This window comes from Nocardia sp. NPDC004278 (assembly GCF_053602975.1).
This window is the reverse complement of record NZ_JBSGEQ010000019.1, coordinates 16314-39588: the sequence shown is the minus strand read 5'-3', so window position 1 is coordinate 39588 and position 23275 is coordinate 16314. Positions and strand designations below refer to the sequence as shown.

The window sequence follows — 23275 nt, the reverse complement described above, 5'->3', positions numbered from 1 at the left end:
GACCGCACTCTGCACGGTAGTGGCCGCAGCCGCTATCCCATAGACCCACCGGCGTCCAGTTGCCCCAGAATCACTGCCCCGGTGCCGCAACCGGCGCCGTCGGCCCGGTAGATGCCGTTGCCGGACAGCCGTGCCTCGGGCGAGAGCAACACGTCGGCCTCCAGCTGCCGCTTCTGCGCGGACGGCGCGCCATCACCACCGAGGCGGCGATCGGCCGGCCGCTCGTACAGCGGGGCGCCGCCGCACATGGCCTCGGTGAACCGCTGCCGTCCGGCGAGCTGACGCTCCTGCGCACGGCGCTGGTACTCCTCGCGCCGCCCCGGCTCGATGGCCTGGATGAACGCCTCCGGATGCACCACCGCGAGCAGACCCGAGACGTGCCCGAAGCCGAGCGAGGTGAGCAGACCGGCCTTGAGCGGGAACCGCTCACCGAAGCGCAGCGGTTCACGCGCCCACACCAGATGCGGGTAGCCACGCATCTTGTCATCGACGCAGTCCAGGCTCCGATTCGGTGGTACGACACCGTTTTCCAGCACCTGGCACAGGCCGATCAGCTGGAACGCGGCCGCACCGCCCTTGGCGTGTCCGGTCAGGCTCTTCTGCGAAACCACGAACAGCGGTGCGCCTTCCGAACGTCCGACGGCCGTGGCCAACCGCTCGTGCAGTTCGGATTCGTTCGGATCGTTGGCCGCGGTCGAGGTGTCGTGCTTGGAGATGACCGCGATATCGTCCGGTGCCACACCGAGTTTGCGCAGTTCGGCGGCGAACTTGGATTCACGGCCGCCCCGCCCCGCACCGAGCGCGCCGAGTCCGGGCGCCGGGATGGAGGTGTGCACGCCGTCGGCGAACGACTGCGCGAAGGCGACCACACCGAGCACCGGCAGGCCCATCTCCACCGCCACATCGCCACGGGCGAGCAGCACGGTGCCACCACCCTGCGATTCCACGAATCCGCCGCGGCGGCGGTCGTTGGCGCGGGAGAAGTAGCGGTCGCTGATGCCCTTGGCACTCATGACCGCCGAATCCGCCGTGGCGGACATGTCGCCGAAGCCGACGATGCCCTCGATACCGAGATCGTCGAAACCACCGGCGACCACCAAATCGGCCTTGCCCAAACGGATCTTGTCGACGCCCTCTTCCACCGATACCGCGGCCGTCGCGCAGGCCGCCACCGGATGCACCATCGCACCGTAGCTGCCGACGTAGGACTGCACCACATGCGCGAGCGCGACGTTCGGCAGTGCCTCCTGCAGGATGTCGTTCGGACGCGACTCACCGAGCAGGTTGTCGATGTAGAGCGAGCGCATCGAGGACATGCCGCCCATACCGGTGCCCTGGGTGTTGGCGACCAGGCTCGGGTGCACCCAGCTCATCAGCTCGGCCGGACTGAAGCCGGAGCTGATGAACGCGTCCACGGTGCAGACGATGTTCCACAGCGCCACCCGGTCCACCGAGGCGGCCATATCGGCGGAGATGCCCCAGATGGTGGGATCCCAGCCGGTCGGGATCTGACCGCCGACGGTGCGCGACAGCTTGGCTTTGCGCGGTACCCGAATCTCGGTGCCCGCCTTGCGGATCACCTGCCAGTCACTCGAATCCGCGACCGGGGTGATCACCGTGTGCTCCGGATCCGAGGCGTAGAAGGCGCGCGCCTCGGCCTCGCCGCCGACCGTGAAGGTCAGATCCTGGTCGAGGAAGACCGAGGTCATCAGCGGCGCGGCATTGTCGATCATGGCGCCGTCGTCCTCGTAGCGGCGCACACCGCAGCGGGCGACCACCGCGTCGTGGTACTTCTCGGCCAGCTCGTGTTCGGGAACGAAGTCACCGGATTCGGCGTCATACCAACCGGGCTTGGGGTCGTTCTCCCAGGTCACCAGGCCGGTGCTCCAGGCGAGTTCCAGTACGCCCGCGGCCGAGAGCCGGTCTTCGACCTCCATCTCGAACCGGGTGCGCGCCGATCCGTACGGGCCGAGCTCACCGGCACCGACGATCACGACCATATCGGCGAGATCGGCGGTGACCGTTCCCCATTCGGGCACCGGCAGCACCGAGCTCATGGTCGGCGGTGCGGGCAGCGCCGAAATCGTCACCGCCGCAGCGCCTTCCTCGGTCTCGGCCGCGGCCTCCTCCTGGGCCTGCTTGGCCAGCGCGGGCAGGTCGAGCTTGACCCGGGCCAGTCCGCCGGTGAGGTCGATCTGCTGCGGTCCGGCCACGGTGACCTGGCGGGCCCGCGAGGTGCACCACTTGAGCAGCTCATCGGCCATCTCGGCGGTGGACCAGGTGTGCACACCGGCCTTTTCGACCGCGTCCACCATCGGATCGTTGTGGCCCATCAGCCCGGTGCCGCGCACCCAGCCGATCAGGGCGTGTACCAGGGTGACTCGAGTCGACCACGACTTCTCGGCCCGCCACTTGGCGACCACGGCATCGAGCGCGGCCTTGGACTCACCGTAGGCGCCGTCACCGCCGAACATGCCGCGGTTGGGCGAACCCGGAAGCACCACATGCAGTTTGGCGTCGACGTCATGGTCGGCGCCGATCTTGGACAGCCCACCGATGAGCCGCTCGACCGACCAGAGCAGAACCCGCATCTCCATTTCGGCGCGGGCGCCCGCATCGGCGAGATCACCCGCGACCCGCGGCGCCGCGAACGGCAGCAGCAGGGTCGGGGTCATCGCGTCCTTGGTCTTGACCTTCGCGCCGCCCGCATTGTCGACCTGCTCAGTGCCGACCCAGTCGATCAGCGCGTCGACATCCTGATAGGAGGCCATATTTGCGCGGACGACCCAGAGCGCCGCACCGTGGCGCGCGTTCTCGCGGTAGAGCTTGCGGTAGAAGCCGAGCCGCTCATCATTCAGGCTCGAGGTGGTGACCACGACCGTGGCACCGCCACCGAGCAGTCGACCGGCGGCCGCCGCCGCGATGGAACCCTTGCTGGCACCGGTGATCACGGCGATATCCGAGGACCACATGCCGGGTTCTTCGGTGCTGAGCGCGGCCTCGGCAATGCGCTCGTACAGTCCGGCGAGCACTGAGCGGGCCTCGTGCTTGGCCTTCTCGCGCCACCAGTTGGCCTGCGCCGCAACGGCTTCGCCCGCACCGAGGAAACCGTCCACCGAATCTTCGCCGGAGCCGATGTCGTCGAGCAGCCACAGCTTGGCCAGATCTTCGCGTGCGGTCGCCCAGCGGTCGTCGATCAGCACCGCCTTGCGGGCGTCGAAGGCGGGCGCGACCAAACGCGGCCAGTCCGAACCCAACTCGGCCGAGACCAGATCGACCAGGGTGTCCTCGGTGGCCTCCGGCGCGGATGCCTGCTCGGCCAGGCCGAGCTGTTCGAGCACGACACGGGCGGCCGTGGCGAGTACCCCGTCGCGACCGGTGATCTGCTCGGTGAACTCGCCGAGTGCCGCCGCGTCCACGGTGGCACCGCCACCGCCGCCCGCGCTCGGCATCGATACCGCGATACCGCGCCGGGCCGCGACCGCCTGTACCGCGGCGTCGATGGCCGCGTCGACCGAGGCAGCGTCGCTCACACCCGCGACAAGTCCGCCGAGATCACCGCCGCGCACGCTGACACCCTCGCGGGTGCCGAGGGATACCTCGGCGGTGACATGGTTGGCCCAGCCGTCGCCGAGCTCCCAGACCTTTGTGACGCGCTCGGCGATCGCGGCGGGCCGCTTGCCGGACGGGCCGAAGATCTTGCGCAGGTGGTCACCGATGGCATCGGAGAGCACCGAACCGAAGGGCTTGTAGGTACGGGCGAGTCGCTCGACCGTGGCGGAGAGCGCGCCCATATCGGCGTCGGCCGCACCGTCGATGGCGCCGAGCGACAGCTCGGAGCCGAGGTCGACGAGCAGCTGGTTGCGCCGGGACGAAACGCCGTCGCAGAGCCCCTCGATGGTGTCGACCGGGCCGATCTGATCCAGCCTCAGCTTGGTCCACAGCGCGATGAGCACGCGGGTGGCGTCGGCGGCGGTGAACGCGATGTCGTCCGGGCGCGGACCACCCGAGCTCGCCACCGGGGCGGCAACCGGCGCCGCGGCGACCGGCGCTGCGGCCGCGGCGGTTTCGACCGGCGCGTCGACGAGCTCGTCGACCGGCGCGGGATCGGTATCGGTCGAGTAGACAACCGCGGCCTCGCGCTCGATATTCAGCACCTCGACGGTGACCGTGCCGAAGGCGGGCAGCTTCAGTGTCTGGCTGGCCAGGTTCGCCACGGTCGGGGTTGCGCCCAAACCGATTTCGACGAACCGCTCCACCCCGAGTCCACCATGCGCGGCAGCGGTGAACAGCAGGTCCTGGGTCTCGATCCAGCGGACCGGGCTGGCGAACTGCCAGGCGAGCAGTTCGACCAGCACCACCCGGCACAGGTCGGTCGGACGCGCGGCCCAGCTGTCGAAGTCGGCGAGCACGGCGGCCAGCGGCTCCGAGGGCACCAGATCGGCGATCTCCTGGATGAAGGCGCGCTCCAGCGAGAAGGGCTTGGGCACCAGGTTCGGGATGTAGCGTCCGACCAGGATTTCCGGGTGCAGGTCCGCGGGCAGCAGCTGTTCGAGCTTCTGCCGGAACTCCGGAACACCCTCGCGCAGCACGGTGGAGTGGAACGGCACATCGATGCCGGGGACCAGGATGAACGCCCGCTTGCCGCCGAATTCGGCACGGCGGCGGTCGATTTCGGCCTCCAGTGCGTCGAGACCCTTGACCGTGCCCGCGATCGCGTACTGCGAACCGCGCAGGTTCAGGTTGACGACCTGGAGGAATTCCCCGACGCTCGTGCCGACACCGGCGACGAAGCCGACGACCTCGTCATCGGGCAGCCCGATCTGCGACGGCCGGATGGCGGCCATCCGATAGTCGCTGCGGCCCTGCGCATCCCGGGGCACCAGCTCGTGCATGGCCGAACCGCGCTGGAATACGACCTCCAGCACCGCCTCCAGCGGCAGCACACCGGCGACGGCGGCGAGCGCGTTGTACTCACCGACGGAATGGCCGGCCAGCATGGCGCCCTCGACGAAGGCGCCGGCCTCGCGCAGTTCGGCGACCTGGGCGACACCGAGCACCGCCATGGCGACCTGGGTGAACTGGGTCAGGTGCAGTACGCCGTCCGGGTGCCGGTGCTCGACACCGCGTGCCTTGAGGTAGGTCGGGTTGTCCCGGACCACGGCCAGGATGGAGAAGCCGAGTGCGGCGCGGGTGTGCTTATCGGCGCGCTCCCAGATCTCCTTGGCGGCCTTCGAGCGGGCGCGCGCGTCCAGACCCATGCCCTTGCGCTGAATGCCCTGACCGGGGAAGGCGTAGACCGTCTTCGGAGCGGCGGTGCGACCGGTCGCGGTCATCACCAGCTCGCCGTCGGTCCGGCAGGAGACCTCGACGATTTCGCTGCCGGCGTCGACCGCGATCCGCTCGACCCGCACGTCGATCTCGGCGCCGGGGCGGACCATTCCCAGGAATCGGGTGGTCCACGCGGTCAGCGTCCGTGCCGGAGTGGAGCTTTCGGGATCGACGGCGCAGACCGCGTGCTGCGCGGCGGCCGAGAGCCACATGCCGTGCACGATCGGGCTGCCGAGCCCGGCCAGTTTGGCGGCGGAATCGCTGGTGTGGATCGGGTTGTGGTCACCGGAGACCTCGGCGAAGGCGTTCATGGCACGCGGCGCGACCATGGTGACGTCACGGCGCCGCCGCCGCGGGGTATCGGTGGCCGCATCGGAAACCACACCGGCCGCGCGCGGCGGATCGGTCAGCTCGCCCGCACCATTGCGGCCGCGGATGGCGAAGCGTTCGGTGAGGCGGGCCAGCGGCACCACGTCCAAGCCCTGATCGCGCATCTCGCCAACGGTGACCTCGACCTCGACCACGCGGCCCAGATCGGTGTCGAGCACCGACTTCGACTCCGCACGGACAACGAGAATGCTTGTGCTGCTCGGCAATTCGCGCAGCAGCTCGATCTGGTGATCGAGATGCACCAGATCCAGCATGCCCTCGATCACCGAATCCGCGCTCTCGGTGCGCGAGGCACCGAGCACCGCGAAGACGGTGGGCCAGCATGCGCCGACCAGGACATCGGGCGCGGTACGGCCGAGCGTGCTCAGCGATGCAGGCAGGCCCGAACTGGTGACGCCCGCATGATCGGCGATGAGATCGGGGGTCCACGCCAGATTGATGTGCGCGACCCTGCCCTTCACCTCCGGCAGCGACTGGCCCGCGGCGACGGCGAGCAGCGCGGACATCGCGGTGTCGGCATCGGCTTCGGTAATGACCGGAGCGCCGCCGTTGTAGAGCGAGGACGGAACGGTGATGCGAATTCGGATGCGCACGGCGTCGCGGCCGGACAGCGGAACGGTGAACTCGACATAGGAGTGGTCGACGTCGGGCCCGGTGGTTTCGGTGAGCGTCGCACCGGTCGGCGGATGGATCGCGCCCTCGCCGTCGACCTTCCACTCGGCCAGATCGCCGAGGCGGTGGATCGGGTTGATGGTGGTGCGGCCGGACCATTCGACATCCGGCGCGGCCAGCACCGTGTCGATCGGACCGGAGATAACGCCCGCGCTGCGCCGCGCGTCGACCGCGACCGGCGTCACACCCGCGCGGACCAGCGAGAACGCCGTGTCCTGCTCGAAGCGGTCCAGCAGTTCGCCAACCGGCTCGTCCACGCGGGTGATGCCGGCGACCGACACCGTGCCGGGGATGATGCACACCTGATCCGCCGTGTAGCGCGGATCATGGGCCTGCCACAGCGAATCCGAGCGCCACCAGCGGCGCACATCGCCGTCGACGACAGGGACAAAATTGACCGGCTTACCCGGGGTCTTGCACAGGCTGACGAAGAACGGCACATCCGCCGGATGCAGCAGCGTCTGCTCCGCGGCCGGGTACTGCTGCTTCAGCGTGCACAGCGCGTCGACCGGATTCTCGAAGGCCTGGTCGGATTCGAACAGCGTGGGGATCTCGCCGCGGTCGGCCGGATGCAGCCGGGATTCGGTGCGGCGCATCATTTCCGCGAACCGGTCGCGCCAGGTGATGTCGAGCCACACCGAGCGGGTGGCCTCGAGGAAGGCGTCACCGAGATCACTGCCGCAGTCGAAGTCCTTGCGGCGATCCAGGCCGACGGCCAGCTCGACGTAGCGCTCCAGCCACTCGAGGTAGGTCATGCTGGCCAGATCGCCGAAATACGGCTTTGCCGTGACGTTCAGCGCGGCGATGATCTCCGCGCGACGCTCGGCGACCGCGTCGGCGTCACCGGCGACCTCGTCGAGCAGGCGGCCGGTGCGCGAGGCGGCATTGTCGATCTCGTGGATATCGGCACCCAATTGGCTACGGCCGGAAGCCATTCCGCCGGTCGCGGTGCCCGCGCCGACCCAGTCCTGGGTGCCGGGGGTAGCGACGAGCAGTTGCTTGACCTCGGGTGCGGTGGTGGCCTCCAGCGTGGCCATGGCGGCGGTGCCGACCAGCACGCCGTCCAGCGGCATCACCGGATAGCCGTGCGGCACTGCCCATTCACCGGTCAGGTATTCGGTGGCACGTTCCGGGGTGCCGATGCCGCCGCCGACGCAGACCACCACATTGGCGCGGTTGCGCAGTTCGGCGTAGGTCTCCAGCAGCAGGTCGTCGAGGTCCTCCCAGGAGTGGTGGCCACCGGCCCGGCCGCCCTCGATGTGCATGATCACCGGGTAGTCCGGCAGCTGGTCGGCGATGCGCAGCACCGCGCGAATCTGGGCCACGGTGCCCGGCTTGAATGCCACGTGGGGAATGCCGACCTCGGTCAGCTCCTCGATCAGCGCGACGGCCTCTTCCAGTTCCGGAATGCCCGCGGTGACGATGACGCCATCGAACGGCGCACCCGCCGCGCGGGCCTTCTGCACCAGGCGCTTGCCGCCCAGCTGCAGCTTCCACAGGTATGGGTCGAGGAACAGCGAGTTGAACTGCACCGCGCGACCCGGGTGCAGCAGCGTCTTCAGCTCCGCCACCCGGTCGGCGAAAATCTGCTCGGTCACCTGGCCGCCACCGGCCAGCTCCGCCCAGTGGCCCGCATTCGCCGCCGCCGCAACGATTTTCGCATCGACGGTGGTCGGGGTCATGCCCGCGAGCAGGATCGGCGAGCGACCCGTCAGCTTGGTGAACGCGGTCTCCACCACGACGCGTCCATTGGGCAGGCGCACCGGGCGCGGCGCGAAGGCCGACCACGGCTGGGCCACCTGGGGCGCGGCGCCGGGGGTCAGCAGGCTGCGCTGGCCCGCGCGGGTCGCGGCCGCGACAATTCCAACACCGGTCCCCTTCAGCGAGCCGCTGGTGAGCCTGCTGAGCAGATCGCCGGGACCCAGATCGAGAATCCACTGCGCGCCCGCGGCGACGACGCCGTCGACCGTCTCGACCCAGTCGATCGGATCGACCAGGATCTCCCGGGCCAGTGTGGCCGCCAGGGCGGCGTCCACACCGCACTTGTCCGCCCAGCCGCTCACGATCTCGACGGTGTCGGCGAGCGCGGGGTGATGGAATGCCACATCGACAGCCAGATCCTCGAAGACCGGTGCGAACACCGCGCCACCGCGCGTCTTCGCATCCCGCTCACGGGTCTGCTCGTCATGGATCTGAGCGCACCGCTGACGCACGCGCTCCAGCTGGGTCGGCGTACCTGACAGCACAACGCGCCGACGACCGTTGCGAATCGAAACCACCGCGGCCGCGGCCGGATCCACACCCGCGGATACCTCGGCCACCACCGTGCTCAGGTGTTCGGGATCGACATTCGATACCGCGACCATCGACGAGCGCTCGCCCACCGGCATCAGACCGCGCCGACGCGCCACCAAACCCGCTGCCGCACCGATCATTTGGGCAATTGCGAGGAGTTCGGCATCGCGCTGCCCCCCGGCCTCCACCGAGGTCGCGGCCAGCCGCCCCTGGGAATGCCCGATGATGGCGACCGGCGCGTGCTCGTTCGCATCCAGACCTTGCAGTCGCAGCGCGCGCACGGCGGCCACCTGTGTCAGGAATACGCCCGGCATCGATACCGCGGCCGACCGCAGCACCTGCTCCGATGGCGCACCCGAAACCTCGGCCTCATCCCCCTCGGCGAGCTCGTTCTCGAGCATCCAGCCGATCGGATCGAAGCCCATCGGACGCACCACGAGCAGTTGTGCCGCAACGGGTTCCAGCAGCGCGGCCGCCTCATTGACCAATGCGGTCAGCTCGGGCTCCAGCGCGGCATCACGCCCGATTTCCTCCAGCTCACCGAGCCAGCGGGCACCCTGCCCGCCGAAGGCAAGCGCATAGGGCGTTGCGCCCAACAGCCGATCCAGCAGCGGGGCCCTAGATCCCCCCTGCTGTGGCGCCCCAACCACTTTCGGGCTCTGTCCGGTTCCGGCCGCAGTGCTCTCATTGATCGTCAAGACGCTTCGACTTCCTTCTCCTGGCGACATGCCGTCGAGACACGCCGCTCCCTCGGTGCGCAGGTGTTCCTCACCAATGAGCCCTGATGATTGTCAGGATTCCAGAAAATCATGAGGAAATCCTCACGTTTGCCCCCTCGCGCCCGCCTTACCGCCGAGTATTCCAGTACTTACGTACCAGAATTCCCAGAAACATGACTCTCCCTCATGTTCAAAGCCGCTGGTCCACTGGGTTACCAACGCGTACGAAACATGAGTACTCCTCATGTTGGACGTTATAAAATCGTTATAATCCCAGGTGGGGTTACCGGTGAGTACGACACGCCCGGGCCGCGCTTCGCGATGGCGGTCAAGCCCGGTAGAGTTTGGACGGTCGTACCATCAAGCGCGAGTGGCGAAATTGGCAGACGCGCCAGATTTAGGTTCTGGTGTCCACGGACGTAGGGGTTCAAGTCCCCTCTCGCGCATTACTTGAACACGGATTTGTGTCATGCGTGACACAAATCCGTGTTCGAACACCCTCTGAGACGACGTTCCGACTCACTCGGGCCTCCGCGGCGTGGCACAGATAAGACAACAACGCCGCCAGCCGCACGCGTTTGTGTCACCGATGACACCGCGTGGCGTTCGAGTGAATGTTCCTCGCTCCTCTAACACGCGGTCGTCGTCACAACTGAGACGGTCGCGTTCATGAGCGATCTCTCACACCCCGCTGACGCGCGGATCATTGCGCAGTTGCGCCACCCGGAATCGTTGAGCACCAATATCGTCAGACCGAGATAACGTCCTGGGTGAGCTCAGCTCGTCCCCAGCTGCTGATAGACGACAGCGCGCCATAACCACGCACGCGGTGTTACATCTGGCTCACATCCTGTGGCTGGTTCGCTGGTGAAACCGCAGTCGTAGGCCCGTGGGTTTAAGGGTGAGGGTTTCGCGGACGTCGAGTCGGTAGTGCGGGTCGGGTTCGAGGTCGAACTGGTGCAGGATCGCGGCCAACGCGACGGTGATCTCGTGCTGGGCGAACTGCCGACCGATGCAGGCGCGTGGGCCCGTGCCGAACGGTTTGAAGATGTGCGGTGGCAGGTTCCGGATGTTGTCGGGAAGGAACCGGTCGGGGTTGAATTCGTCGGCGTCGGGACCCCAGGCCGGGTCGCGGTGGGCGGCCAGGAGCAGGACCAGCACCCAATCCTTCTGACGGAAGCGGTATCTGCCGTCGCACAGCGTCGTGTCCTGTCGTGCACGCCGAAAGTAGCCCGGTCCGGTCGGCCACAGCCGCAGCGTCTCATCGACGACCCTTCGCAAGCCCCGTAGTTTGGCCACGTCCTCGAAACGGATATCGGGGAAATCTCTTGTCGGCCAGCGCTCGTCGAGCTCGGCCCGGACACCGTCGGCGATCTCGGGGTGAATGGACAGATAGTGCAGGGCGAAGGCGATGGTGTTCGCTGATGTCTCGCTGCCCGCGACGAGGAAGGTCAGGATCTGGTTGCGAATGTTGGTGGGGTCCAGCGATTCTCCGGATTCGGGATCGGTACTGCTGAGCATGAGGTCGAGGATGTCGTGATGCTCTGTGCCGGACTGGGTTCGGCGAGCGGCGATGATGCTGTCGACGACGCTGTGTGCATGCGTCAGGTCCTCCTGGTGCTGACGGGCTCGGCCGCGGCGAAAGATCCGCTCGAATACGGGTAAGACGTCGGTGCGCCGGTTGGCGTAAGTGAGCTCACGAACCATCGCCTCCACGAACGGATCCGAACGCTGCTCGGCCATCGAACGGAACGAATGCGAGAACCCGGCCCGCGCGATGATCTCGAAGGTCAACGCATTCGAGTGCTCGGGGACATCGATCCAAGTGTTCGTGGCTTGCGCCGACCAAGCATCGGTCAACTCGCGCACCGTGGCGATGATCGTTGCGTGGTAGTTGGCCATCGCCGCCTTGGTGAAGGCGGGCATCAGGACGTTATGCGCCTTCTCCCAGTTCGGTTCCCGGCTGAATGCGGTGAACAGCCCGTCGCCCGCGAGCGGCCGAAGCTTCATCAGCGAGTGCCCGACATGCTTCTCCCACACCGACTCGTCGTTCACCTCATCGACCGCCCGAGTGCCGGTCACGATGACAGCCGGATAACCGAAGAGCTTCTGTTCGAATACCGGACCGAGTTCACGCGCCTGCTCGGCCAACCGCTGGCAAGGTTTGGCGAAATCGGTAGTCAACACATCACCGAGCAACGGCAGCCGAAAAGGTGGATGCGGAAGCATGCCGGAGTCGGCTCCTACCTCCATCGTCGACGCCTCGGTCATGCCGTCTCCCTGCTCATCGTGTTGATTCGGAACTGATTCGAAGTCTGGACTGTGCCGGGTCGCGACGAACCGACAGGCCACCACCCACCACTTGGCCAGCGGGAGAAGTTCGGCGACCTCGTCGTCCAGACTGGCAGACGGCGACGGGGCCGTCATCCCGGCGGCATCACCGGGCGGGGTCCCCATACCCGACCTGTCTTGTGCCGCAGCGGCGAGTTGCAGCGCCAACTCGGCCGATTCCCGCTCTCGACCTGGCACACGTTCGCTGGCAACGAAGCCGGCTAACTGGGACGGGTCGACCGCACGACAGTATGGGCGCAGCCGCAAAATGGCGTCACGGATCTCGACAGTCGTGCGATGCAACTGCACCTTGCTGACCCGGCGTCCGGATTCACTCGAGTCGAGCGGAAGTCGGCTGTCCGGAAACATCGACACCATCGCCTGCCACATCGGTTGCAGTCGCCGCCACCGCTTGCTCGTCGAGTCGTAGCCGAGATACCCGGCTACTTCTTTCACCAACGGAGCGGCGGATACGGCACCGATCGTCGTGGCGATCCAGAAGAAGTTGCGCGAGTGCGTGGCCAACCGATACTCGACCGAGTCGACAAGACGCAGTTCCTGCAGCACGGCAAGGACAGCCGCGATCATCGTCGTCACTCCAATGGTCGCGCCCGCGACAGCAATCCCGACCAGAACCAGCTTTTCACCGGCGGTCACCCCGGACTGTCGGTACTCCGCCGCACATCGGCGGACCATCTCGAATGCCAAGAACAGCGGCAGAACCGAGAACGCTACCCAAGCCAGCACACCATCCCAGCCACCGGAGATCTCCAGTGACTGTTCACCACGTCGCGCCCGCGTCCCCGCGGCGAGTATCCCGAGCGCGAGCACACCAGCGACAAAGTAGAACAAGAACTGCTGCCGCCGAACGACTTTCGGATCTCTTCCAGACAGCAGACTGATCACGCAAAGGAACGGTGCGATCGAAGCAACGATGGTGCACAGCGACACCTGCTGGACGGCCGTTTCGGTCAGAGGCGACCAGTCAGCGATGAAACGCTCAACTATGTGCTCCCGCAACAGTTGAGTGGTGACGATGACGGTGAGCGTGGCATTGAGGTAGCGCTCGGCCGAGGTGCCGTTGAACCATCGCCACCGCGCCGCCACCACCAGCAGCATCGCGCCGATGAGCGGCCACGCGATAACCGCGGATATCGAGGACGTCACTGCCGCTTGAACAGAACGTTGCGGAAGTTCTGGTCGCGCTGCCCGCGTCCTCCGGAGACCATGACCATCGTGGCGAACGTCTCCGCCTCGCGTTCCAACGCGTTCCCATAATCCGAGCGGCCGAGCACGGTCCGTACCGTCAACGGATCGATATCGGGAAACACCGACCGGAACATCGGATCGGACGTGACTCCGGTATCGGATGAGTGCGCGCGATCATGTCCGAGCACCATATGGCCGATCTCGTGGCACACTATTTGGTCCATGTGATACTCCGAGGTCGCATCCTCGTAAATGATCACATCATCGTGCTCACGGACAAGCCATAGGCCACACGGACTCGCGAGCCCACCGCGCATACCCACCGGCAACAAGGTGATCGGACGGCCACGCAGCTCAGCCACACCCTCCACAAATCGCCTGCGGTCCCACGGGTCCGGAACCGGAAGCTCAGCAATCGCCTTCTTGATCCGTCTGACAGAGGTCTGCGTCATGATTCGTCCCGCGACGGTTCGCTGTCCCGGGGGCTGCGCTGCTGCTTCTTCGGATCCACCGCAGGCAACTCCTCCGACTCGCGCGCACGGTCGACACTCTCGGGTACCTCGGGAGTCACAGCCGGCGCGCGCGTCGCCAGGTTTCGCATATCGGCATCATTCATGGCCTCTGACAAACTCAACTGCGAGTCGATTGCCTTGTCCACCCCGCCGTCGAGCAGATATCGGGCTGGGACGGCACAGAACTGAGCAATCGCGTGTACACACTGCGGGTCCGACTTCGCAGCGTTCCGCAGCTGCCAGAGATCAACCGGACTGAACGATGTTTTCGAAGACTTCGAGATTGCCTCCACCACAAGAGCATTGGACAGCAGCGGCATAGCAGGATCGCGCATCAACTCGAACAAGCGGTTGATCCCCTTGGCAAATTCAGTTGGGGCACTATTGGTCTCGGCGAGCATCGACTCGTCGTCCACGATCCTCCGTCCGGGACGGCACAGCAGGTGCCGAACGAGAGTAGATCAGGCGACGATCCACACGTACTGGCGTGCATAGCGAAGTCGTCCCGTCCACGTCCTGCGCGAAGATTGACTACCGCGCTGGCATCCTACGAATAGCCAACCAACGCAAGCTTTCTCGAAGGGCACCGCTCGGTGATCTCACGAGCCGTCTCTGGCAGCCGGCCCAACCGACCGTCGACCGACTGCGCGGTCATTGCGGCGCGGCTGAGGTTGAGTGTGGACGGGCGCGACACAGCGAAAACTTGGGAAGTTCACGGTGGCGCGGCTTGTTGGTAGTTCAAGTGGCGCAATGGCCTGCGGAGCGGAGGCGCCTAACCAAGATCGGCGGAACGACGACGACGCCACGGCGATGTGGTGGAACTCCCAGGAGCGGAAATGACCGGACTGCATGTACGGAGCTGGGGAACCGGTGAGCGGTTCGCGGTGCTGGTGCACGGGATGACAACGGATTCCGGATCGTGGTGCCACACCGGCCCCGAACTGGCCGAACAGGGATACCGGGTTGTCGCCCCTGATCTCCCGGGCCACGGGCGCAGTGGCCGCGGCGAATACACCCTCAGCAATATGGCCGACGCTTTGATCGAGGCCGTGCCGCATGCGCCCGCCGTGGCTATCGGCCACTCCCTCGGCGGGTTGGTGCTGGCGGCCGCAGTTGTCCGGATGAAGCCCGGCTACGCCGTCTACGAGGACCCGCCCGTGGGGCACGTCCCCCGGCCCAGCGGTCACGGCATTCATTGTCGGCCAGCGAAATTGGACCGTCGAGCAGTTCGCCGCCTTCCATCCGCGCTGGTCCGCGGACTCCGTTCGGGAGAAGCAGCGGGCGCTCTCGCTCTGGGATCCAGCGACCACGGGCATGGTGCGCGACTATCCCGGCTCCCGTGCCGTACCTCCCGCAGTCCCCTCACTCGTGGTCATCGGTGACCTCCAGCCGATGATCGACGACAGGCTGGCCGCACAACTGCGCTTCGAGGGCTACCAGGTGCGCGTCGTGGAGGGTGCGGGCCATAACGTGCACAACGACGACCCGAACGCGTTCTACGCCGCGCTGGACGGCTGGCTATAACTCCCCGGTGGGCCATCCGACCTATCGGCTCAGTCGAAACCGCGGTCGATTTCGGTGATCCACGGAGTCCGAGCGCAGAGGCGGTTCCGTGCGCGCCGCCACACCCGCCCATCCGAGATCGCTGACCTACCACTGGTACGGCCCGCCGCGGGGAACGGCTGCTCGTTAGCAAGCAGGTCGCCCGGTGCACGTGCCTTGTAGACAGTCGGGTTGTGCGAGAACAGCGTTCGCAGGTTCCGCCAGTGTTGATCGAAATGCGCGGAGACGCGCACGGCCGAAGCGCCGCCGACGTCGAAGATGCGTGTCGCCGCACGCAGGGCAAACTCTTCGATGGACACCTTCGCCTTGGCGGCGAGCTCCGCGGCGTCGTGTTCCAGATCCGCGTCGATGCCGGTACTGCGGGCCGCGTCGAATGCCGGATCCTGGGCCAGCGCCGCCAAACGGACGATCGCTTCCGCTGCGAACCGCCGCCGCGGAGATGGATCCGATCACCTCCAGCAGTTGCGGATCATGGTGCGGCTCTTCGGCATTGGCGAAAACGAAATTACGCCGACGGGTGCGCAACAGCACGGCGGCATCCGTGGCGACGGTGCGCAGAATGCCCGCCGCGATGGCGTGCAAATACAGCTGCGGAAAGGCCTGGCGTGGTTTGACGTCGAAGTCGTCACCACGGAACGGCAAGGTCTCCGATTCGGCGACAACGACATTCGTGAGCACGGTGGTGCCGCTGCCGGTGTGCCGCTGGCCGATGCCGTCCCAGTCGTCTTCCTGCACCACACCCGCGCGGTCGGCGGGCACGACCGCGGTGAGCAGTCCCTGGCCGGGTACCTCGGCGGGTAATCCGCACGTAGTCGGAGTACAGCGCGCCGGTGCTGTAGAACTTTCGTCCATTGAGCACGTACCCGCCTCCGGCGTTCGAGCGTGCTGTCGTAGCTGTAGTTCCCAACAGGCCGGTTGCTTCAGCTCGGTGATCGCACCGCCGAACAGCTTGCCGTCCAACACTGCCGGCGCCCACTGCGATCTCTTAACACCTCCTTTGATGTCCACCGCCTCACGGCGCAAACCGGAAGTGAGCCAGAGCGGTTAATAATCCGAAACTCTCTCGGCGTGCTGACGGTCGGCCAGGACGTTGTATCGAACAGGCGCTACCGGGGGGGTGCACCGCTACCGGATAGATTGAGCAGAGTCGAGACAGACCACGGTGGAGGGTGAAAATAGTGGCAGCGCAAGCGAAAAAGCGGGTTCTCAGCGGAATCACCGCTACGGGACGACTTCACATCGGCAACTACATCGGCGCGATCAGCCAGTGGGTCGACAACCAGGCGGTCTATGAGAACTTGCTGTTCGTCGCCGACCTGCATGCGTTGACCATCCCTCAAGCGGTCGCCGGCCAGGACCTGCGCGCGCGGGTCGAGGAAATCTTCGCGCTCTACCTCGCCTGCGGTATCGACCCCGAACAGTCGACGCTGTTCGTCCAGAGCGACATCGTCGAGCACGCCGAACTCGGCTGGATCATGACCTGTACTACGCCGGTGTCGTGGTTGGAGCGGATGACCCAGTTCAAGACAAAGGGCAAAATCGCCGATGTCGATACCGGGGTCGGTGCCGGACTGCTCTGCTATCCGGCACTACAGGCCGCCGACATCCTGCTCTACGACCCGGACCTGGTACCGGTCGGTGAGGACCAGAAGCAGCACGTCGAGATCACGCGCGACATCGCGAAACGGTTCAATACGCTGTTCGGTGACACTTTCAAGATTCCGGACGTGGTCATCCGACAGGCAGGCGGACGAATCATGGGACTGGATGATCCGACTGCCAAAATGAGCAAAAGCACCGCCGAGCGTGCACCCGGACACGCGATCGGTTTGCTCGATCCCCTTGACAAGGCACGCAAGTCGATCATGCGCGCCGTGACCGACTCGAACTCCGGCGTGGACTTCGCTACCGAACTCGCACCCGGCGTCACCAATCTGCTGACAATCTTCGAATGCTTCACCGGCACCACTCGCGACCAAAGCGCGGCAAGATTCGACGGAGCAGGTTATGGAAAACTCAAGTCCGACGTCGCCGACGCCGTGATAGAACGCCTTACTGAGATCCAGCAGCGTTATCGCGAGATCACCGACGACCGTGACCAATTGAACAAACTACTCGCCCAAGGTGCGGAACGAGCACGGTCGATCGCGGGGCCCAAGCTCGCGCAGGCATACCGCGCGACCGGACTGCGCTCATGACCCGGCGCTGCTGAGCCGCATTTCCGGCGTGACTGGCGTCCGTGTGCCGAACAGCAGGAGTACGAAGCCCGCGAAGATCATCACACCGCAGCAGATGATCGCACCTTTCGGTTGCACGGCCGCCGCCAAGGCGGATCCCATCAGGATAGAAACCGCCGCCCCGCCTCGCGAGATCAGCGTCGCTACCGCTGTGACGCGGCCGAGCAATTCCTTCGGCGAAAAGGCCTGTAGCGCAGTCCTGGTCTCGACGCCGTAAACGGTCAGTGCAATCCCGAAGGTAAAGATCGTCGCCGTACCCACTACCAGGTGCTGTGGAGTGAGCCAGGCGAATGTGGCGAGGGTGACCCCCAGAGCGAGGCCGCAGTATGCGATCGCTCGGACAGAGGCCTTTTCGCCACGATCGCCCAACGACAGTACGGTCGACGCCACCAGCATCCCGGCACCTTGGGCCGACATATAGATGCCGATCCCGGCAGGTCCGATCGATCTGAGATGCAGCACGAAAAGGGTTGCGTTGGCACCCGATCCGATAAAAACGATAGCCTGCGAAATCATGACCGGCCGGAGCACACCATCACGTATGACGAAGCGGAATCCCGCAAGCGCGTCGTCCACGAAGCTCGGTCGCCGTCCTGCCGGCGCAGGCGGTTCGACGGGCAATGTGACAAGGAATGACCCGAGGGCCCCTATCACGAACGACAGCGCGTTGGCGAAGAAACTGATCTGGTAACCGAATCCGGTGACGGCGAGACCACCCACTATCGGACCGATGACCAGAGTCGCCGAATAACTGAAGTGCAGCAGGGCATTCGCTCGCCGCAGGCCACCACTTCCCGCGACCGCAGTGATCAGGTGGTTCTGCGAGGGCACAAAGAACGCCGTTGCTGCGCCGGTGGCCGCCGCGGCGATGTATGCGACATATATCGAATCGACCGAGGTGACCAACAGCATGGGAAGAACAAGGACAGCGCGTATCAAGTCGCTGGCGACCAGGATGCGACGTTTATCGTGCCGATCGACAAAGACGCCCGCATAGATCGAGAACAGGATGAAGACCACCGAACCGACAGTCGCCACCGCGCCGACATGCAGATACGAGCCCGTCGCCCGGTATATCCACAGGGGAAGCACGATCATGTAGTAGGACGTCGCGAACAGCGAGACGAACTGAGTCGACCAGAACAGCAAGAAGTTTCGATTGCGAAGCAACGAGGACGCCGGATCATGCCGGACCGAATCAGACAAGACACTCCCCCGAACTGGCTGCTGCTTCGATCAGCGCCACACTATCCAGCCGCCGATAGCCGGATCTGCAAGAGACAAGGTTAGCGGATACCGGCATGGCGCCGTCAAGGCAATCTTTTACCAGCTCACCGGTCTGTGGCTGATCCGGCCAGTTCGGACCGAGCTCCGCCGACAATCGGCTGCGGAGCTGAGCAGCCAGCATCCAGCCGCGCAGGTAGACGGATGCGTACCAATGCAGGTCCAGGTAGTACATCGGGGTGGCACCCGCGAAGTCGAATAAGGTATTGGCCTTCAGCTGGTCGATCAGGCGTGTGGTGCCGATCGATGCGATGGCGTCGTCGGATGCGTCGGCGAACTCCAGCTGCCAAAGGAATTTGGCTATGTGTATCCGGATGAGATAAAGCCGCTTGAGGGTGTATAGGCGGTGCAGCGCCTTGCACTCCGTACGTGTGTTCGATATATGCCACAGCGCCATATCCTCGTGCAGTGTCGCAATGGCCTCGCCGACGACGGGATCCTGCCAGCGCGCCAGGTCGACGCCGCCCGCCGACGGTTGTGCCAGCACCGCCACACCGTGACCTATCTCGTGGGCGGATAGGAATATGTTCTCGGCTCCTTTTTTGCTGTTGATGAAAACATAGACCTCGTCCGGAACAGCGACCGGCAAGCAGCGTGACCGGAAATCTCCGTCCTCTACCCGAATGATCTTCAGCAGACGTTGTTCCCGTGCGAACCCTGACGAGTTCGCCACCGCAGCAAGGATCGAATCGCTGTTGTGGCTCGCTAGTCGGTTCAGTTGACCCCACAACCGCGGTGCATCCATCTTGTCCAGTCGACTCACCGGCAGCCCGAGAAACTCTTCGGCGCACGACGACAGTAGATGCCGGTAGTGACTCGCGGTACGCAGCGCGTACTCGCGACATTCATTGGCCAGCTCAGCAAAATCTACGCCTTGACAAGCGGCGTACATTGCGCTCTGGCCCGCATATCCCAGACCGCTTGCGAATTTACCGACCTTTTCGTGCAACCTGCCGTAGATCGGCTCCAAATTCGAGGCTATCGCTCCATCCACTTCGCCGACTATTGTCCTGGACAGGCTGCGTGAGGCGGTGTCGGCGATCCGCAGCGCGGCGGTCATTGTGACAAACGAGTCATTGACTCGTATGCGTAGCGACTCGGCTTCACGCGCCGCCTCTCCAGCAATCGGCTTCACGGCGAGGTTGATGAACTCCTGCGTGAAGTTCCGAGTCTGTGCCACAAACAAGTTGTCGGGATCAATCGCCAGCTGTCGATGGTCGGCGGCCAGCGATTCAAAATCGAACAAGCGACCATACTTTTGGTAGATCAGATGCTCGCTGGTCCCGGAACGGCCCGTCAATTCATCGGCGGTGTTTCGGTACAGCATCCCCTGGAATTCATAGAGCTCAGCCGCCGCTATTTTCGACAATGGTTCTCTCCCGCCGATTCTTACCGATCCGAAACAGATTCTGCACCGACAGCGACGCAGGTCGCCATCAGTACACTTTCGCACGGACGGCGACCTGCGCTACCAGTCGTTAAAGCGTCAGAAGGCTGGCTCGACCGATTCCGACCAGGTCAAACCGGTCAGAGCCGTGCGACCCTCGATGGTCGACTCGGCGCTCTTCAGAGCGTCGAGCAATTCATTGAAGTTGGCCGCACCCACGGCCGGGTGTTCCGCGCCGACTTTCGGAGACATAATTACCACCTATTTGGTAGACGAACAATTACAGGTATTACGCTAAGCGGCAGTTCGAAGACGGTCAAGCAAGTGATCAATTCACAGTCGCGGTGCGGACAAAGCACACGGAATAACCGACGGTGGACCATAGACTGGGCCGGGCACGCCGAGATTCACCAAAGGCGGACACGCCGAATACGGGCCGAATGAATCATTCGGCCCGTATCGTGGACGGGTGAGTCTAGGACCGAGCCGGAAGCATGCTCAGCCCATATGACTGCTTGGAATCTATGCGCCGCACGTCAGGGCCATAGCTGTCAAGGTGGTTCAGGATGCCGCATTCATCAGAGAATTGATTCGCACCGGATTCGCTGGACCCGGTGACTTCAATCTCTATACAACGGAACACACAGAATGCGTTATCCGAGATCCGGGTGAACGTGACCGTATCGAACGAGCAGTGCCATAGATGTGTATCGGCGGCATACTCGCGGTGCACGCGGCGCTGATCTACCACATATTGTGGCATGATATCGCGCAGTGGCACCTTGTTGTCCAGTTCGGAAGCCAATTCGGCGACGCCCGCCGCGTTGTACTCACCGAAAATTTCCTGCCGCGTGAGTGCCTTCGTTTCCATGCTGCAACAGAACCCACGTTTCAGCACATACGATCCGTGTAGAGATCGTGCGGCGAGCGTCAAACCGCCTCTGGCCAGCGCAAAGTCGCCGGTATCCAAGTAGACCCGGCACTGCGCATATTTGGTTTCCTTCTCGAATCCTGCCCGGCCGAAGCGGTTCGTCGCGATGAGGGTGGCAAAGGCAGACGTCGAAGCGAGGTAGACCACCTCGGTTTCGTACCTCATGAGATTCGCTCGACCGCGATGGGCACGACCAGGCCTGCATCGATCCCGAGGCCGTTCGCCACAGCAGCGGTCACGATCGCGAGACTGTTCGCGCTGGGGCGGAAGTGGCCGGACTTGTTGTTGACTATGGCTCCGGCCAGTGCGCCGTCAACGGTCTTGGTGAACAATATTTCGCCTGCGCCGTACACCGAGAGACCCCGCCGTCGGACCAACACCGGGTGGGCAATCGCCCCGGAGGGCGTGGTGAGCCGGTTTTCGGTACCCAGCAGACCGGTCAATCCCATCGATTGTCCGTAAACGACCGGCACCATATCTGCGTCGATCGCGTAGATGTAGAACTGCCGCGGCACGATGGCGTCTATCCACGTGCTGTCGATCTCGCGCACCTGGTCCTGAACGCACGGATCCGATGTGAGATGCCGATCGTAGGCATCCGCGGGATAGAAGATCTGCTCACCTGCCGGCGTCGAAACCCGTTGCACCGGTGCATAAGACGTCGCATCTTGCGGAGCACGACGAGTACTGTCGTAGTGATCCTGCACCAGTCGACGGGCCCGGTCGATCAACTCTAGGTAGCGGCTGTTTCCGGAATCGAGAAGATAGGTTCCGATTTCGATCACCTGGGAAAGCAGATGATATTTAGCCAGCAAGCAGGCGATTGAGTAGAACCCGTACTTCTGGTCGTAGGCATCCAGGATCTGTTGATACTCGACAAGCGATTGCTTGACCACAGTGTCATCGACCAGATCGACCAACTGCTGAGTCCACAATCCTGGTTCGGTGTCACTCATGGCATTCCGATCCTTGCTACCGCTGCCGGTAACTCGAGCAGCCGGAAGGACTCGTCGACGAAGTTACCACCCGCCACCAACCCAGGGCTGCCAGTGATCGCCTCCAGAACCGTGCGCAGTACACCGCTGAGACGTCCTTCGAACCTTTCCTCCATGATCCGCCTGGTCCGCGCCCTCAGCTGCGAGTTCCAGTAGATGTCGATCAACTTGGTGAGGACTACCGCGGTACGGATATCATCGCCGTTCATCCGGTTCGACTCCGTGACAGCGTTATACAGGTCCAGATCGTAGCTGTAGCCGAATTCCTGCTGTTGCGCGAGCAGCACAGTATTGGGCAAGAGCTTCAATAGATTCGACTGGATTACGACGTCGCCGAGCGAAGAACAGAAATCTACTGTCTCCAGCCAATCACTCACGGTCTCATTCGGGAGGGCCACAATGGTGTCCACCACAACCTGTATATCCCGGCATAGCAGAGATTCGACCACGGACCGAAATTTTTCGAGGTTGTTTCGCCGCTTGATCGCACGCTGAGTGGATTGATGAATGGTTTGCAAGCCGAGCTCCACGGACTCACATCCCGCGATGGTCAGGAGGTCCATCTCGGGATCGGTGAGATGGTCCGGTTTGATCTCAGCGTGGAAGGTCCACGACTGCTCAGCGGAGATCAACTTCTCAAGCACGAATTCGGTTCTACTCGGTTTGAGATTGAACGTGCCGTCCAGAAAGTCGATATGCGAGGTCGCGCTGGATGCGAACAGTTCGATATCTTTTCGAATCCTCTCATCCGACAGAGTTCGATAGGCCTGATGTCCTTGGTCACAGAAGGTGCAACTGAACGGGCAGCCACGCGATGTCTGATACTGGACGCTACCCGCCACGATCGACTGCTCCAACAATTCCGGGCAGACCAGATAGGGATTCGGGAGGTAGTCCAGGCTATCTCTCGGCGTGAAGATTTGTCGCTGGAGCTTCACCTGTCCCGCAGCATGCGGCATACAGTAGACACCCGTGGACGGTTGGATGTCCTGCCCGCGGGAGAGATCCTCAAGGATAGCCAGGAGCGGCCGCTCGCCCTCACCGATGACCAAAGCGTCCACTTTGCCCGCGGAGACCAAGTCGGTGAGGCGCATATCGTTGGAATCGGTATGCGGCCCTCCAATTATCACGGCGGATTTCGGTAATTCGGACTTCAACACCCCGGCAAGCGCAAGCGTAACGCCGTCATTCCAAATGTAATGAGAGAGCCCGATCAGATTCGGCGACTCCGCCCGCAGACATTCGAGTATGTTGTCGACCGACGTTTCTGCCGAGAGGCTGATTACCTTTACCTCAACCTCCAGTCCACGCTCGTCAGAGTAATGATCAACAAATGCCTTGAGCGCCCAAACACCGTACGGTGGTAAATGAAAGTTTCTAGCATTTACCGACAACAAACAAAGCTTGATAGATCGCATG

The 23275-nt window shown here is 64.1% G+C and carries 13 protein-coding genes, 1 tRNA gene and 1 pseudogene; 4 read left to right on the top strand and 11 right to left on the bottom strand.

All coding sequences use genetic code 11. The annotated features are described in order from the left end of the window. Positions 1-32: 32 nt before the first annotated feature. A complete protein-coding gene (locus ACWEO2_RS26355; RefSeq protein ID WP_452407755.1) occupies positions 33-9386 on the bottom strand; it encodes a fatty acid synthase subunit beta domain-containing protein in 9354 nt (3117 codons plus the stop codon). Between the two features lie 385 nt (positions 9387-9771). Here ACWEO2_RS26355 and ACWEO2_RS26350 point away from each other — a divergent pair. Further along, positions 9772-9853 (top strand) — tRNA-Leu (locus ACWEO2_RS26350). 397 nt (positions 9854-10250) lie between these two features. Here the strand turns inward: ACWEO2_RS26350 and ACWEO2_RS26345 are convergent. The 3 genes from ACWEO2_RS26345 to ACWEO2_RS26335 are packed head-to-tail and all read right to left on the bottom strand — an operon-like array spanning position 10251 to position 13875. Continuing rightward, a complete protein-coding gene (locus ACWEO2_RS26345; RefSeq protein ID WP_452407754.1) occupies positions 10251-12905 on the bottom strand; it encodes a cytochrome P450 in 2655 nt (884 codons plus the stop codon). Continuing rightward, a complete protein-coding gene (locus ACWEO2_RS26340) occupies positions 12902-13399 on the bottom strand; it encodes a hypothetical protein (protein ID WP_452407753.1) in 498 nt (165 codons plus the stop codon). The genes ACWEO2_RS26345 and ACWEO2_RS26340 overlap by 4 nt, the downstream gene beginning before the upstream one ends. After that, positions 13396-13875, bottom strand: coding sequence for an XRE family transcriptional regulator (locus ACWEO2_RS26335; protein ID WP_452407752.1), 480 nt, complete (start codon positions 13873-13875; stop codon positions 13396-13398). The genes ACWEO2_RS26340 and ACWEO2_RS26335 overlap by 4 nt, the downstream gene beginning before the upstream one ends. A 420-nt stretch (positions 13876-14295) precedes the next feature. Here ACWEO2_RS26335 and ACWEO2_RS26330 point away from each other — a divergent pair. Then, positions 14296-14983: pseudogene (locus tag ACWEO2_RS26330) on the top strand (alpha/beta fold hydrolase). Between the two features lie 29 nt (positions 14984-15012). On the opposite strand, the gene ACWEO2_RS26325 reads toward ACWEO2_RS26330, so the two are convergent. Then, positions 15013-15423: a hypothetical protein gene (locus ACWEO2_RS26325; protein WP_452407751.1), complete on the bottom strand. Its 411-nt coding sequence runs from the start codon at positions 15421-15423 to the stop codon at positions 15013-15015. A 61-nt stretch (positions 15424-15484) separates the two neighbouring features. Between ACWEO2_RS26325 and ACWEO2_RS26320 the strand changes: the two genes are divergently transcribed. Both ACWEO2_RS26320 and trpS read left to right on the top strand, forming a co-directional pair. After that, positions 15485-15823 (top strand): hypothetical protein, encoded by a 339-nt coding sequence (locus ACWEO2_RS26320; protein ID WP_452407750.1) that lies wholly within the window; start codon positions 15485-15487, stop codon positions 15821-15823. Between the two features lie 377 nt (positions 15824-16200). Further along, positions 16201-17220 (top strand): tryptophan--tRNA ligase, encoded by a 1020-nt coding sequence (gene trpS / locus ACWEO2_RS26315; protein ID WP_452407749.1) that lies wholly within the window; start codon positions 16201-16203, stop codon positions 17218-17220. On the opposite strand, the gene ACWEO2_RS26310 is transcribed toward trpS, so the two are convergent. From ACWEO2_RS26310 to ACWEO2_RS26285, 6 genes are all read right to left on the bottom strand, one after another. Continuing rightward, entirely contained in the window at positions 17215-18429 is a 1215-nt protein-coding gene (locus ACWEO2_RS26310; protein ID WP_452407865.1) for an MFS transporter, read from the bottom strand. The genes trpS and ACWEO2_RS26310 overlap by 6 nt on opposite strands. Before the next feature lie 28 nt (positions 18430-18457). Beyond that, positions 18458-19912 (bottom strand): hypothetical protein, encoded by a 1455-nt coding sequence (locus ACWEO2_RS26305; protein ID WP_452407748.1) that lies wholly within the window; start codon positions 19910-19912, stop codon positions 18458-18460. Between the two features lie 117 nt (positions 19913-20029). Continuing rightward, positions 20030-20182 (bottom strand): hypothetical protein, encoded by a 153-nt coding sequence (locus ACWEO2_RS26300; RefSeq protein ID WP_452407747.1) that lies wholly within the window; start codon positions 20180-20182, stop codon positions 20030-20032. Positions 20183-20405: 223 nt separating this feature from the next. Continuing rightward, the gene (locus tag ACWEO2_RS26295; protein WP_452407746.1) at positions 20406-21026 is read right to left on the bottom strand and encodes a hypothetical protein; all 621 of its coding nucleotides are present in this window, start codon (positions 21024-21026) and stop codon (positions 20406-20408) included. Beyond that, on the bottom strand, positions 21023-21817 hold the full coding sequence (locus ACWEO2_RS26290) for a hypothetical protein (RefSeq protein ID WP_452407745.1): 795 nt from the start codon (positions 21815-21817) through the stop codon (positions 21023-21025). Before ACWEO2_RS26290 ends, ACWEO2_RS26295 begins: the two co-directional genes overlap by 4 nt. Beyond that, positions 21814-23274: a B12-binding domain-containing radical SAM protein gene (locus ACWEO2_RS26285; protein ID WP_452407744.1), complete on the bottom strand. Its 1461-nt coding sequence runs from the start codon at positions 23272-23274 to the stop codon at positions 21814-21816. The genes ACWEO2_RS26290 and ACWEO2_RS26285 overlap by 4 nt, the downstream gene beginning before the upstream one ends. Position 23275 lies beyond the last annotated feature (1 nt).

Excerpts from the sequence above, each read along its gene's own strand:
- ACWEO2_RS26285 (WP_452407744.1), bottom strand. The coding sequence starts at position 23,274 with ATGCGATCTATCAAGCTTTGTTTGTTGTCGGTAAATGCTAGAAACTTT.
- ACWEO2_RS26295 (WP_452407746.1), bottom strand. The coding sequence starts at position 21,026 with ATGAGGTACGAAACCGAGGTGGTCTACCTCGCTTCGACGTCTGCCTTT.
- ACWEO2_RS26340 (WP_452407753.1), bottom strand. The coding sequence starts at position 13,399 with ATGACGCAGACCTCTGTCAGACGGATCAAGAAGGCGATTGCTGAGCTT.
- ACWEO2_RS26300 (WP_452407747.1), bottom strand. The coding sequence starts at position 20,182 with ATGTCTCCGAAAGTCGGCGCGGAACACCCGGCCGTGGGTGCGGCCAAC.
- ACWEO2_RS26290 (WP_452407745.1), bottom strand. The coding sequence starts at position 21,817 with ATGAGTGACACCGAACCAGGATTGTGGACTCAGCAGTTGGTCGATCTG.